Source organism: Roseburia hominis A2-183, from assembly GCF_000225345.1.
Classification (GTDB): Bacteria; Bacillota; Clostridia; order Lachnospirales; family Lachnospiraceae; genus Roseburia; species Roseburia hominis.
This window is the reverse complement of record NC_015977.1, coordinates 2,789,812-2,806,825: the sequence shown is the minus strand read 5'-3', so window position 1 is coordinate 2,806,825 and position 17,014 is coordinate 2,789,812. Positions and strand designations below refer to the sequence as shown.

18 protein-coding genes and 1 pseudogene are annotated in these 17,014 nt (G+C 50.9%); 17 read left to right on the top strand and 2 right to left on the bottom strand.

Annotated elements, in window-relative coordinates:
- From RHOM_RS12530 to tnpA, 6 genes are all read left to right on the top strand, one after another.
- Positions 1–915: a hypothetical protein gene (locus RHOM_RS12530; protein ID WP_014080693.1), complete on the top strand. Its 915-nt coding sequence runs from the start codon at positions 1–3 to the stop codon at positions 913–915.
- Complete coding sequence (locus RHOM_RS12525; protein ID WP_014080692.1) at positions 887–1,918, top strand: SPL family radical SAM protein; 1,032 nt, start codon at positions 887–889, stop codon at positions 1,916–1,918. The genes RHOM_RS12530 and RHOM_RS12525 overlap by 29 nt, the downstream gene beginning before the upstream one ends.
- A gap of 11 nt (positions 1,919–1,929) precedes the next feature.
- Positions 1,930–2,691 (top strand): SDR family oxidoreductase, encoded by a 762-nt coding sequence (locus RHOM_RS12520; RefSeq protein WP_014080691.1) that lies wholly within the window; start codon positions 1,930–1,932, stop codon positions 2,689–2,691.
- Positions 2,688–4,037 (top strand): MATE family efflux transporter, encoded by a 1,350-nt coding sequence (locus tag RHOM_RS12515; RefSeq protein ID WP_014080690.1) that lies wholly within the window; start codon positions 2,688–2,690, stop codon positions 4,035–4,037. Before RHOM_RS12520 ends, RHOM_RS12515 begins: the two co-directional genes overlap by 4 nt.
- Before the next feature lie 267 nt (positions 4,038–4,304).
- Positions 4,305–4,769 carry an Hsp20/alpha crystallin family protein gene (locus RHOM_RS12510; protein WP_014080688.1) on the top strand — a complete coding sequence of 155 codons (465 nt, stop codon included), beginning with the start codon at positions 4,305–4,307 and terminating at the stop codon, positions 4,767–4,769.
- A 414-nt stretch (positions 4,770–5,183) separates the two neighbouring features.
- Positions 5,184–5,639, top strand: coding sequence for an IS200/IS605 family transposase (tnpA, locus tag RHOM_RS12505; RefSeq protein WP_014080687.1), 456 nt, complete (start codon positions 5,184–5,186; stop codon positions 5,637–5,639).
- 215 nt (positions 5,640–5,854) lie between these two features.
- Here the strand turns inward: tnpA and RHOM_RS12500 are convergent, their stop codons facing one another.
- A complete protein-coding gene (locus tag RHOM_RS12500; protein ID WP_081468002.1) occupies positions 5,855–6,778 on the bottom strand; it encodes a LysR family transcriptional regulator in 924 nt (307 codons plus the stop codon).
- Positions 6,779–6,780: 2 nt separating this feature from the next.
- Complete coding sequence (locus tag RHOM_RS12495) at positions 6,781–7,926, bottom strand: MATE family efflux transporter (protein ID WP_243132402.1); 1,146 nt, start codon at positions 7,924–7,926, stop codon at positions 6,781–6,783.
- A 14-nt stretch (positions 7,927–7,940) separates the two neighbouring features.
- Between RHOM_RS12495 and RHOM_RS12490 the strand changes: the two genes are divergently transcribed.
- The 11 genes and pseudogenes from RHOM_RS12490 (at position 7,941) to RHOM_RS12445 (ending at position 16,415) form a co-directional block, all read left to right on the top strand.
- Positions 7,941–8,207: an ABC transporter permease subunit gene (locus RHOM_RS12490; RefSeq protein ID WP_014080684.1), complete on the top strand. Its 267-nt coding sequence runs from the start codon at positions 7,941–7,943 to the stop codon at positions 8,205–8,207.
- 48 nt (positions 8,208–8,255) lie between these two features.
- Positions 8,256–9,005, top strand: coding sequence for an amino acid ABC transporter ATP-binding protein (locus RHOM_RS12485; protein WP_014080683.1), 750 nt, complete (start codon positions 8,256–8,258; stop codon positions 9,003–9,005).
- Between the two features lie 31 nt (positions 9,006–9,036).
- Complete coding sequence (locus RHOM_RS12480; RefSeq protein ID WP_014080682.1) at positions 9,037–9,624, top strand: cytidylate kinase-like family protein; 588 nt, start codon at positions 9,037–9,039, stop codon at positions 9,622–9,624.
- 46 nt (positions 9,625–9,670) lie between these two features.
- Positions 9,671–10,915, top strand: coding sequence for a metal-dependent hydrolase family protein (locus RHOM_RS12475; RefSeq protein ID WP_014080681.1), 1,245 nt, complete (start codon positions 9,671–9,673; stop codon positions 10,913–10,915).
- 84 nt (positions 10,916–10,999) lie between these two features.
- Entirely contained in the window at positions 11,000–11,407 is a 408-nt protein-coding gene (locus RHOM_RS12470) for a hypothetical protein (RefSeq protein WP_014080680.1), read from the top strand.
- Entirely contained in the window at positions 11,400–12,275 is an 876-nt protein-coding gene (locus RHOM_RS12465; protein WP_014080679.1) for a YitT family protein, read from the top strand. The genes RHOM_RS12470 and RHOM_RS12465 overlap by 8 nt, the downstream gene beginning before the upstream one ends.
- Complete coding sequence (locus tag RHOM_RS12460) at positions 12,272–13,177, top strand: LysR family transcriptional regulator (protein WP_014080678.1); 906 nt, start codon at positions 12,272–12,274, stop codon at positions 13,175–13,177. The genes RHOM_RS12465 and RHOM_RS12460 overlap by 4 nt, the downstream gene beginning before the upstream one ends.
- Positions 13,178–13,325: 148 nt before the next feature.
- On the top strand, positions 13,326–13,460 hold the full coding sequence (locus RHOM_RS18135; protein WP_014080677.1) for a hypothetical protein: 135 nt from the start codon (positions 13,326–13,328) through the stop codon (positions 13,458–13,460).
- A 248-nt stretch (positions 13,461–13,708) separates the two neighbouring features.
- Positions 13,709–14,797, top strand: a complete 1,089-nt coding sequence (locus tag RHOM_RS12455) for a methionine ABC transporter ATP-binding protein (RefSeq protein WP_014080676.1) — start codon at positions 13,709–13,711, stop codon at positions 14,795–14,797.
- Positions 14,787–15,446, top strand: a complete 660-nt coding sequence (locus RHOM_RS12450; protein ID WP_014080675.1) for a methionine ABC transporter permease — start codon at positions 14,787–14,789, stop codon at positions 15,444–15,446. The genes RHOM_RS12455 and RHOM_RS12450 overlap by 11 nt, the downstream gene beginning before the upstream one ends.
- 47 nt (positions 15,447–15,493) lie before the next feature.
- A pseudogene (locus RHOM_RS12445) lies at positions 15,494–16,415 on the top strand (MetQ/NlpA family ABC transporter substrate-binding protein).
- Positions 16,416–17,014 lie beyond the last annotated feature (599 nt).

The window sequence follows — 17,014 nt, the reverse complement described above, 5'->3', positions numbered from 1 at the left end:
ATGATTTATGTGGTGACGGCGCTCTATCAGGAGGCACACGGATTCATCCGGGAACTGGAATTAAAAAAGAACACGGCGTATGCGCCATTTGAGGTGTTTGACAATGAGAACGCCGGCATCCGGCTGGTTGTGACCGGTGTGGGGGAGATTGCGGCGGCCGCGGTGGTCGCCGCAGTCTGTGCGCAGGATGGAGCTGATGCGGCAGACTTTCTCATCAATATCGGCTGCTGCGCGGCAGCAAACGCTGGCGCGGACAGTGGCTGTGAAACTGTAGACAGTGGCATGGACAGCGGATACGGGGCGGCACACGCCGCACAGATCGGAGACCTGTACGTGTGTCACAAGATCACGGAGCAGGCGACCGGGAAAACGTTCTATCCGGATATTCTGTACCGGCACCCGTGGAAGGAACGTGAACTTGTGACCGGGATGCAGCCGCTGCAAAGAGCAGCGGCACACGGAGCTTTATATGATATGGAAGCGGCGGCCGTCTATCAGGCAGGCATCCGCTTTTTTTCTCCGGACCGGATGCTTTTTTTGAAGGTGGTATCGGATTTCGGAATTGCAGGGCAGGAGAGAATGACGGCGGAGGCGCTCACGGGGCTGCTGGAGCAGCATGTAAAGGAGGTCGTGGCATTTCTTACAAATCTGCGGGAGGCGGCAGACGAGGAGGAGACGCTGCGAAACGACGGTATTTTGCAGGAAGACGAGACGGTGCTGGAGCGGCTTTTTGCGGCGCTGCACTGCTCGCAGACGATGCGGGCGTCGGCGCGGCAGTATATCACGTATGCGGCGCTTACCGGATACGACTGGAAAGCGGAACTGGAAGAATGGTATGCGCGGGGGCTGCTCCCGTGCAAAGACAGGCGGGAAGGGAAGGTGCGGCTTGAAGAACTTAAACAGGTCTTATTATAATCCGCCGTTTTCCCATATTTATGTGGAGCGGGAAGTGGCGGAAGATCCGGAGACTAAGCGGATGCTTGCGCAGTTTCCGCAGGCGGAAGTGATTGACATCGACCACTATAAGGATGTTTTCTGCCGGAGCAGGCAGGACTATGTCAGGCAGCATGCGGCGCAGAATCTGATTCTGGCGGCGAAGCACGGTGAGCTGCTCTACCCCGGCGCGCCGGTCTGCCAGAACTTTGGAAATGAGCATTTTTACTACACCTCCTGTGTGATGAACTGCGTGTTTGACTGTGAATACTGCTATCTGAAGGGAATGTATCCGTCCGCCAACCTGGTGGTGTTCGTCAATCTTGAGGATATTTTTGCGGAAGTGGAAAAGAGACTTGACGCGCACCCGGTCTACCTGTGCGTGTCCTACGACACGGATCTGCTGGCGTTAGAGCATCTGACCGGTTATGCGGCACGCTGGATTGAGTTTGTGCGCAGGATGAACACCGGCGGGCAGCGGCTGCGCATCGAGCTTAGAACCAAGGGAACCGGAGGCAGCCTGTGGCAGACGGTCCGGCCGGAGGCAGGTGTCATCTGTGCGTTTACCATCTCACCGCAGCAGGTGATTGATGCATATGAGCACGGTACGGCTTCGCTCGCCGGGCGGCTGGCAGGAGCGGAAGCGGCGATGGAACAAGGCTTTTCGGTGCGTCTCTGCTTTGACCCGATGATCTATTGCAGCGACTGGAAGAAGCACTATGACGCGATGTTTGCGCAGGTCTGCGGGACGCTGGACCTGGAAAAACTGGCGGATGTCAGCGTCGGAACCTTCCGCATCTCCCAGGATTATCTGAAGAAGATGCGGAAAAATGAGCCGGACTCGGCGGTGGTGCAGTTCCCCTACCAGAATGACGGCGGGGTGTACCATTACCCGACGGCGCTCATGGAGGAGATGGAGCAGTATATGACGGAAAAACTTGCCGCTTATCTTCCGGCAGAGCGGATTTTCCAGTGGAAGGAATAAGGAGAGAATACATGGAGCAGTGTAGAGAAAACGAGGCGGCGATTGTCACGGGGGCGTCCTCCGGGATCGGGGCGGCGATCAGTGCCAGACTGTGCAAAATGGGATATGAAGTGTTTGGCATCGGACGCTCGTTCGGCAGCAGTTTCGCGGAACAGTTTCCGGACGTTGCAGATAATCCGCTGTTTCATGCGGTGGTCTGCGATCTTCTGGACACGGAAAAAATGTTGAAGCTGGTGCGGGGGATTGTGGCGGAAGCCGGGGTAACGCTGCTCGTCAACAATGCCGGCAGCGCGTACTACGGACTGCACGAGGAACTAAGCCCGAAGAAGATTCAGGAGATGGTGCGCACAGATCTGGAAGTGCCGATGATTTTAAGCCAGCAGCTGCTGCGCGGGTTTAAGAAAAACAAGGGCTGCATCGTCAATATCGCATCCGTGACGGCGCAGCAGTCGAATCCGCACGGCTGTGCCTACGGCGCGGTAAAGGCAGGACTTGCGAGCTTTTCGTGCAGCCTCTTTGACGAGGCGCGAAAATACGGTGTGCGCGTGGCGACGGTATCCCCGGATATGACGAAGACGGAATTGTATCGCAATGCAGACTTTACGGTGGGGGAGGAGACGGAGAGCTATCTTCTGCCGCAGGACGTCGCGGAGGCGGTGGCGTATATCGTGGGGCAGAGAGAGGGCGTGGCGGTGTCGGAGGTGACGCTCCGCCCGCAGTATCACAGAATCCGGCGCAAGCCGGTAGCGAAAAAGGAGAGACCGGTCGAATGAAAGATCTTACAAAAGGAAAACCGTCAACGCTGATTCTTGCGTTTGCACTGCCGATATTTCTGGGGAATCTGCTGCAGCTGACCTACAGTGTGACCGACACGAGAATTGTCGGCTCTTTTCTCGGGGAGGATGCGCTCGCTGCAGTCGGTGCAACGACGACACTCAGCAATCTCATCATCGGCTTTTTGCTCGGACTGGCGAACGGGTTTGCCATCATCACGGCGCAGCGGTTCGGCGCGAAGGATATCCGGGGCGTGAAAAAATCGTTTGCCGCTTCCCTGGTGCTCGGAACGGTGATCTCGGTCGTGCTGACGGTGCTAGGACTGGTGTTTTTACAGCCGATCCTGCGGTTTTTAAATGTGCCGGAGCATCTGATTCCGGTGGCAGGACCTTACATATTTATCATCATAGCGGGACTTCTTGCGACATTCCTCTATGACGCGTGTGCCGCAGCACTTCGGGCGCTCGGGGATACCGTCACGCCGCTCGTGATTCTGGCAGTGTCGGTGGCGTTAAATATCGCGGGAGATCTTCTGTTCGTGCTGGTGTTAAAGGCGGGTGTGCGCGGAGCTGCCGCCGCCACGGTTCTGGCACAGATTCTGGCGTTTGTGATCTGCTGGATCTACATGCTAAGACGGTATGAAATGCTCCGTCTTGCACAGGAGGATTTCCGGGATGCGGATACGGCGATGGTGAAAAACATGCTCGGATCGGGGCTGTCGATGGGCTTTATGAGCTCGCTGGTCAATATCGGCTCGCTGACACTCCAGACGGCGATCAATAAGCTGGGGCAGGACATCATCGTGGCGCACACGGCGGCGCGGAAAATTTCCGAGATTTTTATGACGATGTTCAGCGTCTTCGGACAGACGATGGCGACCTACTGCGGACAGAATCTGGGCGCGGGCAGGATCGACCGGGTCAAAAAAGGCATCCGGCTCGGCATTTTCTACACCTGCATCTGGTGTACGCTTTCCGCGGTGGCGAGCTACACGATTGGCAGATGGCTGGTATATCTTGTGACGGGAAGCACGAATGAGGTTGTGATCTTAAATGCGACCAACTACCTGAAATTCGACACGCTGTTCTACTATGTGACGGCGGTGATCTGCGTGCTCCGAAACGCCATGCAGGGACTGGGCGATCATATCACGCCGCTCATTTCGAGTTCGCTTGAGATGGTCGGGAAAATCGTGATCGCCGCCACGCTTGTGCCGATGTTAGGCTACACCGGTGTCATTGTGGCGGAGCCGCTCGTGTGGTTTATCATGGTAATTCCGCTCGTCGTGCAGATCTTCCGGATGCCGGTACTTTGGGAAGAAAACATGGGAAATCAAGGAAAATGATGCGTAGTTGGACGATAACAACGCTTGAAATGCTGTAAAATCAAGCAATTACAGGATTTCACAAAAAGTTCACAGAAAATTAGCACTCAACACTTGACAGTGCTAATAAACGGTGTTATAACATAGTCAGAACAAAGGAGAGGAACAAAAGGAGAACAGGAAATGAGTTCTATGAGTTCCCAGAACATCCCGGTTCCAAAGAAACAAGGAAACAGCATGAGTGTATCTGCCGAAGGCAGGTACGAAGTAGAAAAGGAGAGATGACTTATGTTAACACCTAGTATTTTTGGAGAGAACTTATTTGATGACTGGTTTGATGATTTTCCATTTTTCGATGACAGAGATTTGCGCAAGGTTGACAAGAAGCTGTACGGCAGAAGAGCCGGTAACCTGATGAAGACAGATATTCAGGAGATGAAGGATGGCTACAAGATGGAAGTTGATCTTCCGGGCTTCAAGAAGGATGAGATTACCGTAGAGCTGGATGACGGATATCTGACCATCAGTGCCGCCAAGGGACTGGATCAGGACGAGAAGGAGAAAGAATCCGGACGTTACATCCGCAGAGAGCGTTATGCAGGTGCCTGCAGCCGGAGCTTCTATGTGGGCGAGGGCGTAACCGAGGAGGATATCAAGGCTGAGTTCAAGCACGGTATCTTAACGCTGGTTGTTCCGAAGAAGGAAGCAAAGCCTGCAGTAGAGCAGAAGAAATACATTGCGATTGAAGGATAAGGATGACAGAGAGAAAGGAAGCGTATGATCATGTCAGATAAGAATCCAAAACATCCGTTGAAGAAGAAAAAAAGTAGCAGCAAAGGTGAATATGGCAGACCATGAGGCGGTCGAGGAAGCGAGAGAAGCCCACAAGTCGAAAAAGCATGTTTACTAAGCGATACGCCTGCAGATGACAGGAGAAAAGGGACAGGGAGCTGCACAGCACGAAGTGCTGTGCGCCCCTGTCCCTTTTTCGTCATTAGGCTTTAGCCTGCTGAATGCGTGTTTACGAGTTTCTCAACAGAGAAACGAAGTACGCATAAAGCAAAAACCCACCTGCTATGCGGGTGGAGTCAAATCGTTATACAGAAAAACACCTTTCCGTTACAATAGAGTTGTTCAGTCACTATTGCAAGAAAGGAAAGGTGTTTTATGGCGAATAAGTCTAATGATCTCGCCCATACAAAATGGATGTGTAAATACCATATTGTATTTACTCCTAAGTATAGACGAAAAATTATTTATAATCAATTAAAAGAGGATATACGTGATATTCTGAAACAGTTATGTGCATATAAGGGCGTGGAGATTATTGAAGGGCATCTCATGCCTGACCATATTCATATGCTAGTAAGTATTCCGCCAAAGATGAGCGTGTCGAGTTTTATGGGATATTTAAAGGGAAAGTCAGCGCTTATGATTTTTGACAGACATGCAAATCTCAAATATAAATTTGGAAACAGACATTTCTGGTCAGAGGGATATTATGTCAGCACCGTAGGATTAAATGAAGCGACAATAAAAAAGTATATTCAAGATCAAGAAAAGTACGATATCATGCAAGATAAATTAAGTGTGAAGGAGTACGAAGACCCTTTTAAGGGTTAAGTCGAAGTAGTACAAACGCCCATTCATGGGCATAAGCAACGCGTCAAGTGCAATAGTGACTTGAACGAAGAGAAAGTCTAGGGCGCCTTGAGACGCTGTCGGGTACCAAGGGGTTACACCCAGCGTCCCGAGCCACCCTTTTTAAGGGTGGCGGCGACTGTAATAGGAAACTTCGTTCCTATTACACAAAAACGTGTCCAAAGATTACCTATTCGCTAATCCAACTGCATGGAGTTGAGTTTTTCTGCCAGCAGATCCAGAAAGCGCTTGCCGAAATTACTTAGTTCGTGATCCCTGCGGGAGATCCAGCCAAGTTCGATCCGTTGATGCGTGTCCAGATTCATGACGGCGTAATCTTTTTCCAGCAGATTTTCACCGGACATGCCGGAACCGATGGTATAGGTGTTCATCTCCATGCCGATGCTGGCATCTGCCATCTCGTCCGTGAGGGTGATTGTTTTTTTTGCGACGGTATTCTCCACAAGCTCCTCGGAGAAGAAGCGGTCTCTGGAACTGTCGATTCCCTGAAAATAGTGGCTGTAGACATAGGGAGCCAGGTCTTCCATCGATACCTTCGTCCTGCCGGCGAGCGGATGCTGCTTGGGAACATAGACTTTGGGGCGCATGGTTGCCAGCAGATGAAAATCAAGTTCCTGCTGCTCCATCTCCCAGTCGAGAACGCGGTTCTCACGGTTTTTCAACAGAACGCCGATCTCACAGAATTCCGATGCGACGTAATCTAAGATCTCCTTGGTGCGCAGCTGGAGATACTGGAAATTGTATTCGTTAAAGTGCGGGTCCTGCTCCTTCATGAAGGCAATCATGACCTCTGTCACAATGGAAATGTGCTGTGTGGCAACGCTAAAAGAGATCCTGTGGCTGCTCGGCTGTTTGTAGGTGTCCTCAAGGCGCTGCACCTGGTTTAAGATCGGCTGGATCGAGCGAACCAGCTCGGCGCCGTCGGGGGTTAAAGAGACGCCACTTTTTTTCCGCTCGAAGATCTGGATGCCGAGTTCCTGCTCCAGATCTTTGATCGCGTTCGACAGATTGGGCTGTGACAGCTGGAATTTCTCAGCAGCACTTGTGATGGAATAACATTCTGCGGTTGTAATCACATATCTCATTTGTTGTAGTGTCATGGTTATACTCCTTTTGTCAGAGCTGCCTGCTCACGTTTCATCTGCGCATTGTGCCGCACAAACATGCCGGCGGCGACAAGGTTTAATAGAAACTGTGTAATCACGGCAGTCAGCCAGATTCCGTCCGTCCCGAAGAAATGCGGCAGCACTGCCAATGCTGCAGGAGTCAGACAGAGTGGATCAAAATAGATCATAAATAAAGAATAGCGGTTCTTTCCTACGGCATAGAAGAAGCTGTTGGTTACTCTCACGATGCCGGTAAAGATGAGCTGGGCAGCGGTAAGCATAACCGCGTGATAGCCGGCAGCAGCAGCGTCTCCCTGATAGCCGTACAGAGCCGGATAGAAGGAGGCGGTGGCGATGGTGAACAAAAACAGAAGAACGCTGGCGGCAATCGCAGTCCGGATGGCTTTGTTACGGATATGCCGGATCTCGTCGTAGGCGGCGATCCGCTCTGCGGGAGTGGCATTTCCGTTCTGCGATGCGCCGTAGGCTTTGCTGGCAAGCGGCTGCATTCCCTCCGCAACGCCGATCAGCAGAATCCGGTACGAGCCGATGGTTGAGGAGATCAGCGCATATGCGCTCACGGCAAGATCCCCGTAATTCAGGCAGGCGATGTTGTGATAGAGAATTAAAAGCGACGGCGTCAGTGATATTCCGAAAGGAGAGATTCCGATGGAAAAAATGCGCTTCCAGCAGTCTTTCTCAAAGACGAACTGCTCCCTGTGCAGGGGGCAGAGAGATGTGCCGGCAGAGCCCGGAAGGCCGAGCCGCGCGCGGAGGCGGTCTGTGACACCGAAAAGTGTGAGAAAACAGAGGGCGGTGGTCAGCAGCTGCGCGCCCAAAGAGGCCAGAGCGGCGCCTCCGATTCCCAGATGGAAAAAGTAAAGCAGTACGAAATCCATCGTGAGATTAAAGAGGAACCCCAGGACCATGATGGTCATGGCACCGACCTGCCGGTTCTCATTCCTTAATATAGGTGCAAGTCCGCAGGATAAAACCTGGATGACGCCGCCTGCAATCATGATTCTGCCGTACTGTTCCGCAGCGGTGAGCAGATTGCCGGAGGCGCCCATCAGTTTTAGCAGCGGCGTTAAAAATAGAGGGACAGTATGAAGCGGGATATGCCTCGGGACTGACAAAAGCACAGACCTTTTTCCATGTGATTGTGCCGCAGGCGGTGCGGGCGGTCATTCCGCCGCTCACGAACGATATTCTCTCCCTGGTAAAGGGAACGGCGTTAGTGTCGGTCATCGGAGTGTCGGATATTCTGACGGATTCCATCAATGCGGCAAGCGCGGCGTACTCTTACCTGGAGGCGTATGTGGCGGCAGCCCTGGTATTCTGGGGCATCGGAATTGTGTTAGAGCGGCTAAGCCACTATGTGGAGCGGAAATTTTCAAAAAGCGTTAAGACACTGGCAGGCTGAGATGCGGTACGGCATCGTACATTATTATAATAGGAAGGAAACAGGGCTATGGCAGTATTAGAAGTGAGAAATGTAAAAAAGGTTTTTGGAGATAACGTGATTTTAAGAGGAATCGATCTTGATGTACAGAAAGGGAACGTCATCGTCATACTCGGACCGAGCGGTTCCGGTAAGACCACCTTTTTGCGCTGCCTGAATCTTCTGGAAAAACCGGATGAAGGCTCGATGGTCTTAAACGGAAGAGAATATAACTTAAAAAATGTAAAAAATAAAGAAAAGCTGGAGATTCGGAGAAATACTTCCTTCGTTTTTCAGAATTACAATCTCTTCGTGAACAAGACGGTTCTTTCTAATGTGACGCTGGGGCTTACCGTGGGACGCCATATGAAAAAGGAAGAGGCGGAGAAGATCGGAAAAGAACTGTTAGACAAGGTTGGTCTTGCAGGAAAGTACGATTATTACCCGGCACAGCTATCCGGCGGCATGCAGCAGCGTGTCGGAATTGCACGGGCAATGGCGGCGAATCCGGAGGTCATTCTTTTCGACGAGCCGACGTCCGCACTCGATCCGGAGCTGGTGGGTGAGGTGTTAAATGTCATGAAACAGTTCGCAAAACAGGGAGTCACAATGATTGTGGTAACACATGAGATGCAGTTTGCAAGAGAAGTGGCAAGCCAGGTTATTTTCATGGCAGACGGTGTGGTTGTGGAAAAAGGAACGCCGGAGGAGATCTTTGACCATCCGAAGGAGGAGGCAACCAGAAAATTCTTAAAACGTATTTTAAAGGAAGAGTCATAGCTGTGTGCGAAGACGGAGAGGAGAGAAAGATATGCAGAAATATGTGATTTCGATTTCAAGACAATTCGGAAGTCTGGGAAGACCGATTGCAAAGAAACTGGCAGAACTTCTGGAAATTGAATACTATGACAGGGATATTGTGGAGGAGGCATCCAAAGTTCACAACATTCCGTTAAAGGAAGCGAGCAATCTGGAGGAGTCGGCAAAGTATCTGTTCATGAGTTTCCCACTCGGCAGCGGAACCACGGCGACGCAGGATGCCCTGTTTAAGACGGAGAGCGAGATGATAAAAAAACTTGCCGTGAAGGAATCCTGCATCATTGTCGGCAGATGCGCGGACGCAATTCTGGAGGATTGCGATCATCTGATCAGAATTTTTATCTATGCGCCGTACGAAGACCGCATTGTCAACTGTGTCAATGATCTCGGCATGGACACAAAGGCGGCGAAGCGGATGATCCGTGATGTGGACAAGGCGAGAGATGCCTACCATATGCGGTATGCGGGGTATCTGCCGAACGATATGAACCATATGGATCTGATGGTCAACAGCGCAACTCTGGGAGTCGATATGACAGCGAGACTGTTGGCGGAAGTGGTGCGTGATAAATTTTCATAAGACGGGCAGTGTGCGTAAGACTGCACAGTGCCACAGAGGATAAGGCATGGAAAAACACAGAAAAAAACTGATCAAAAACGCAGCGGTATTCGACGGGCACAGCAGTGGGCTGGCGCATGGGAAAAAGATTGTCATTGAAGACGATCTTGTCACAGAGATTACCGGGGATGAAGTATCGGAAGAAAATTTTGACGAGGTATTTGACGGCACGGGCATGGTGGCGATGCCGGGAATGACGGACGCGCATGTTCACATGGGCTGTCTGTTCGCAAAGGGAGAATTCCCGGTGGATTACGCTACGGTGCTGACCGTCGCAAAATGTAAGGATGCGCTGATGGCCGGGTTTACCACGTTCCGTGATGCGGGAAGTGTGAGCGAGGGATTAAAGCTGGCGTTTGACGAGGGTGTGCTTCCAGGTCCGCGCATCTATCCCTGCGGTGCCTACATCAGCCAGACGTGCGGGCATGGGGATTCGGAGTATGCGCATACCTATCGCGACATCCAGTACAGGCATCCGTCCAGCACCGTTTTGGCGGACGGGGTGCCGGAGATCATCCGGGCAGTGCGCGAGCAGTTCTACCGCGGTGCATCCCACATCAAACTGATGGCGGGCGGCGGCTGCATGTCCAGCTGTGACCCGATTGAGACCGTACAGTTTACAGCGGAGGAGATGAAAGCCGCCTGCGATGTGGCAGCAGATTACGGAACCTACGTCATGGCGCATCTGTATACGCCGAAGGCGATCCTGCGCGCGCTGGGAGCGGGCGTGCGGAGTCTCGAGCACGCACATCTCATCGACGAGACGGCGGCAGAGCAGGTGGCGGCGGCAGGAGCATTTTTAAATCCCATGCCTCAGTTTAAAAAGTATGAGGACATGCTCGGTGTAGAGAACATGCCGCCGAAAGACGAGATGGTGTGCTGTGCGGAGGCGACGGCTACCGAGATCTTAAACCGGCATGAGGATATCAGGCTTTTGTTCGGAACGGATATGATGATCACGGGACCGGATTATCAGGTGGAGCAGAGCGAGGATATCCGGTATTACGAAAAGCGCTTCGGCACAATGCGGGCGCTGAGGGCTTTGACGGGCACTGCAAACGAGGTGTTTGCACTTACGACCTACCAGAATCCTTACCCGAAGGGAAAGATCGGTGTGCTGGAGGCGGGATCCTATGCAGATCTGCTTCTGGTGGATGGAGATCCGACAAAAAGTGTATCGGTTCTTGCAGACACCGATCATCTGCGCCTGATTATGAAAGGGGGAACGGTGTACAAAAATACACTGTGCTGAGATTTTATTCCGCTAATACGCTGACTTGCATGTGGCTGAGATTCGTAGTAATCTTATTCCAAAAACTAGAAGCAGGAGGTAATTATGAAAGAGCTGCTGTACTGGATTGTGGAATGGATTGCGAAGATTCACAGCCACATTCTTCGTCTGAATGATGCGTATGAATACAATTTTACAGATAAAGAACTGCATTTTCTCGTCATTGGTATGATGGGAATGGGATTCATTTTTGTCGTGTATCCTGTTTTTAAATGGCTGGCAAAGCATGATCATGTCATGGTAATTGCGTGGATTTATGTGCTGACACTGATTATCGTGATCACGTTTGCCATAGAGATCGGGCAGAAAGTAACAGGCACCGGCAATATGGAATTTGCAGACATTGTGATGGGTGTATTCGGATTCATTGTAATGTTCCTTGTGTTCTCGGTTGTGCGGGGTATTTATAAGCTGATAAGAAATCTGATCAGAGGAGACAGGAAAGATGAATGAATTTTGGAAAAGAGTGCTCGAGACGTGCGTGGTGATTCTGGGGAACTGCCTGTATGCATTCGGTGTGGCAATGTTCATTGTGCCGGGAGGACTGATTACCGGCGGAACGACGGGAATTGCGCTGTTTGTGCACCACATGATGGGTTGTTCCGTCTCCGTGTTTGTACTGCTGTTCAATACGGTTATGTTTCTGATCGGATTTGCGGTATTCGGGAAAAAATTTGCAGCAAACACACTGGTCAGCACCTTCAGCTATCCGGTAGCGCTGGAGCTGTTTACACGGCTTCTGCACGGCTATGCGATCACGGACGATATGATTCTCTGCATGATCTTTGGAGGAATCTGTATCGGAGGAGCCATCGGCGTTGTGATCCGTGCGGGCGCATCGACTGGCGGCATGGATATACCGCCGCTTGTGTTGAACCGTTATTTTAAGATACCGGTGTCAAAGTCCATTTATGTATTCGATATGCTGATTTTGCTGCTCCAGGCGTTTGACAGTACAGGAGAACAGCTTCTCTATGGTATTCTGCTGGTGATTGTCTACAGCGTGGTGCTGGATAAGTGCCTGATGCTTGGAACTGCAAAGATGCAGATCAAAGTAGTCAGTGAGAAAATCGATGAGATCAGAAAAGCAGTCTTAACAGATATCGACCGCGGTGTTACAATGTTAAAAAGTGAGACCGGATACATGGAGCGGGAGACAGAGATGCTGCTTACGGTGGTGTCAATACAGGAACTGGCGAAGACGGAGAAGCTGATCCATTCGGTGGATGAGGATGCATTTGTTGTGATCAATCGTGTCAGTGAGGTTTCCGGCCGCGGTTTTTCAAGTAAAAAGCGTTATCTGGAAAAGGAGAATTCATGACATTACAGCAACTGAGATATGCACTGACGATAGCCGGCTGCGGATCGATGAATGAGGCGGCAAAGCGTCTGTTTTTATCGCAGCCCAGTCTGTCCGAGACGGTAAAGGAACTGGAGCAGGAGATCGGGCTGCAGATTTTTATGCGCTCGAACCGGGGAATCATCATCACACCGGAGGGTGAGGAGTTTCTGGGGTACGCCAGACAGGTGATCGACCAGTACGGAATCCTTAAGGCGCGCTATGTGGAGAAGCAGCGCAAGGAAAAGTTCAGTGTGTCCATGCAGCACTATACGTTTGCAGTCAAAGCGTTTGTGGAGACTGTAAAGAAAGCAGGGATGGACAGCTATGAATTCGCGGCGAACGAGACGACCACATACGACGTTATGGAGAATGTACGCAATTTTAAGAGCGAGATCGGCGTTCTGTATCTGAACGATTTTAATGAGCAGGTGCTGATGAAGATCATCCGGGAGAAGGGGTTGGAGTTCGAGGAACTGTTTGCCTGCGATACCTATGTCTATCTGTGGTCGGGACATCCGCTTGCAGGGCAGAGCGTGATCTCCATGGAAGAACTGGACGAGTATCCGTGCCTGTCCTTTGACCAGGGACGGAACAGCTCGCTCTACCTCGCGGAAGAGATGAAGAGCACCTACGATTATAAGCGGCTGATTAAGGCGAACGACCGGGCAACACTGCTAAACTTTATGATTGGGCTGAACGCGTACACGCTGTGCTCGGGAATTATCTGCGAGGAGCTAAACGGCAGCGATTACATGGCAATTCCACTCAAGGAGACGGAAAAGATGCGGATTGGCTATGTGAAGCGCAAAGGGGCATCAATCAGTCACATCGGACAGATCTATATCGAAGAATTGAAAAAATATAAAGAGAAAATTATGTAGTGGTTGGCTATAGGTTTCACCTATAGCCAACTATCGGCTTCCTGTATTAACACTTTCCCAAACTGCCTGTTATAATAGGCAATGTAATCAAAAAAAACATGCAGATAACAGATGGCATGGAGCAAAAAGCAGGAAGGAGGAAACGGGTATGAGAGACACAGCGTGGCAGATGAGAACAGCGATGATGTGTGACAGGATGTGTCGGATGTCCATGTATGGTGGCATGGATGTGAATGTTGTGCGGCTTTTCCCGGATTCTTCAGACCTTTGGAAGAACAGATAGATACCGGCGCTATGGAGCGCAGGTTGGGGCAGCCGCAGGGCTGCTTTTTTTTATTTCATAGGAAATACCGTGATACATTCATGTGTGAAAGTGGAACTTTCCTATGAAATAAAAAACGCTCCGCGAGGATGCGCAGCTCGCGGTAAGGAAAATATTGCTTTGCGAACCGCTCGCGCGCGGAGAATCTCGCAAGCGAGATTCTTTTTAATTCTATGTTTTTGAAATAACATTTTAGGAGGTGGCAGTGCATGCCAGCAATTGCGATACGTCATTTATCAAAGACCTTCGAGCAGAAGGGAAACAGTGTGGAAGCGTTGCGGGATATCTCGCTCGACATTGAGGAGGGAGACATCTACGGAATTATCGGAATGTCCGGTGCCGGGAAAAGTACTCTGGTGCGGTGCCTGAATTATCTGGAGAGGCCGACGGGCGGTGAGGTCATCATCGGTGGTAGAGATCTGGGAACGCTGACCGAGAAAGAACTGCGGGAGCAGCGGAGCGACATCGCAATGATTTTCCAGCATTTCAACCTTCTCATGCAAAAGAGTGTGCTGGACAATGTATGTTTCCCGATGCAGATTGCGAAGAAAAAGAAGGATGAGGCGAAGAAAAGAGCGCTTGAGCTGCTCGAGACTGTCGGACTTGCCGACAAGGCGGACGCTTATCCGGCACAGCTTTCCGGCGGACAGAAGCAGAGAGTGGCGATCGCCAGAGCTCTTGCGACGGATCCGAAGATTCTGCTCTGCGACGAGGCAACCAGTGCCTTAGATCCGCAGACAACGCAGTCCATTCTGGCACTCTTAAAGGAGATCAACCGGAAATTCGGCATCACGATTGTGATTATCACGCATCAGATGTCCGTGATCCGGGAAATCTGCAGCCATGTGGCGATTGTGGAAAAAGGAAGCATCGTGGAAGTCGGCCTGGTCGAGGAGATTTTCAACCATCCGAAATCCCGTGTGGCGAGAAGCCTGATCTTGAGCGACCGTGCTGCGGATGCCGCGTCATATTCCGGGGCGGAAGGTGATACTGCGGATGGAGCGGAGCTGACCGGATGGAGCGGTGAGAGCAGACAGCGGGACCGCATCGGCGACGATAAGAAGCTTCGTATTGTATTCTCAGAGAATTCCGCATTTGAGCCCGTCATTGCCAATATGGTGTTAAAGTTCGGTACGCCGGTGAACATCCTCCGCGCAGATACCAAGAATGTCGGCGGAGTGGCAAAGGGTGAGATGATTCTGGGACTTCCGTCAGACGCCGGGCTGCAGGAGCAGATGGAGGCTTATCTGGTGGAAAAGGGACTTGAGATTGAGGAGGTGACCGGAGATGTGGAATAGTCAGGTAATCATCATGCTTTTGGAGGGAATCCGGGACACCCTGTATATGACCTTAGCGTCCACATTGTTTGGATATATCATCGGACTTCCGATGGGAATTGTGCTGACTGTCACGGACAAGGACGGCATCCGTCCGAATGCGGCAGTCTACAAGGTGCTGGATGTGATTTCCAACCTGCTGCGCAGTATTCCGTTTATTATTTTGCTGATTGTGCTGATTCCGTTCACCAGATTTGTGGTGGGAAGAAGCTACGGATCGACGGCGACGATCGTCCCGCTGACGATTGCGGCGGCACCTTACATTGCCAGAATGGTAGAATCCTCATTAAAAGAGGTGGATGCAGGCGTCATCGAGGCAGCGCGCTCCATGGGAGCATCCGATTTTCAGATTGTGACCAAGGTCATGCTGGTGGAGGCGAGAACGTCTCTGATTGTCGGAGCAACGATTTCCCTTGGCACGATTTTAGGATATTCCGCGATGGCAGGAACCGTCGGCGGAGGCGGACTGGGAGATATTGCCATCCGCTATGGTTACACCAGATGGCAGACCGATATCATGGTTGTCACAGTGGTGCTTCTGGTAATTTTATTCCAGATTTTCCAGACGATCGGAATGAAGATTGCGAATCGGCTGGATCGCAGAAAGTAGCAATAACAAATTTGCATATATTTTTAAGTTTTAAGGAGGACACTATTATGAAAAAGAAAGTATTGTCAACGATTCTGGCAGGCGTGCTCGCATTATCCGCATTCGCAGGATGCGGAAGCAGCACGGAGGAGAGCACAGACACCAGTGCAGCAACAAAGGAAGAGACGCCCGTAGCTGCAACGGAGGAGGCTGTGAGTGCTGAGAACACAGAGAGCACCGATACCGCAGCAGAAGGCGGCACCATCAAAGTGGCTGCATCCGCAACACCGCACGCAGAGATTCTTGAGGAAGCAAAGAAGATTCTTGCCGATGAGGGATGGAATCTGGAGATCAAGATTTTCGACGACTATGTAATGCCGAACGAAGTGGTAGAAAGCGGCGAGTTTGACGCAAACTACTTCCAGCACATTCCGTACCTTGAGAGCTTTAACGAAGAGAAGGGAACCCATCTGGTCAATGCAGGCGGCATCCACTATGAGCCGTTCGGCATTTATCCGGGAACAAAGTCCGATCTCTCCGAGCTGGCTGACGGCGACACCATCGCAGTGCCGAACGATACCACAAACGAGGCGAGAGCACTTCTTCTGTTACAGGATAACGGCATCATTACCTTAAAGGAAGGCGCCGGATTAGAGGCAACTGTTAATGATATCGCAGAGAACCCGCACAACGTCAAGATCGAGGAGCTGGCAGCAGAGCAGGTTGCAAGAGTGGCTCCGGAGGTTGCATTCGTCGTATTAAACGGTAACTATGCATTACAGGCAGGGCTTCTCCGTTGCAAAAGATGCATTGGCTTACGAGGCATCCGATTCCGAGGCAGCGAAGACCTACGTGAACATCATTGCAGTAAAAGAGGGACATGAGAATGACCCTGGCATCCAGGCACTTGTAAAAGTATTAAAGTCTGATGAGATCAAGCAGTACATCAACGACACCTATGACGGAGCTGTTATCCCGTTTGAGGACTAAGCAAATAGAGGAAAGAATTGTCGAAATCAGCATATTGTGTTTTGTGTCGATAAGTAATATTACGAACAATAGATACTTAAAAGTTCCAGATAAACATGCGGCGGCAAATTCTGACCGCAAAATCCGGTATTTCTAACCATGCCGCAGCTGGCATCCTCGATGATCCGTGTCTTTCCAAGTTTGGAGCACTCCACGGACTGTGTCCGCAAGCCAGCAGACAATTTTAGAACTTTTGTGTGTGTCCCTTGCGGCACCAGACAACAGATGGCATAAATGCCATCTTTATGTCGAACAAAACATAACCGCGCGAAGCTGATGTTTGAATTGCCATCTGCCATATTTTTAATAGCAGATGGCAACGAGTTTCGGTTCGCGCGGTTTTTATATTGTCTGTGAAGAGGTGCCATTAGGGACACCAGAAAGTCCGCTCATTGTCTGCGGCTTGTCGGACACACTCCGTGAGTGTCCAAACGTGGAAGAGACACGGAATGGGATGCCAGCCACGGCATGGAAGAAATACGTGAATTTTGCTTCAAAGAATTTCCCGCCGTCTGTTTATTCTGGAACTTTTTTGTTCTCTGGTCTTCTAATAATATTAC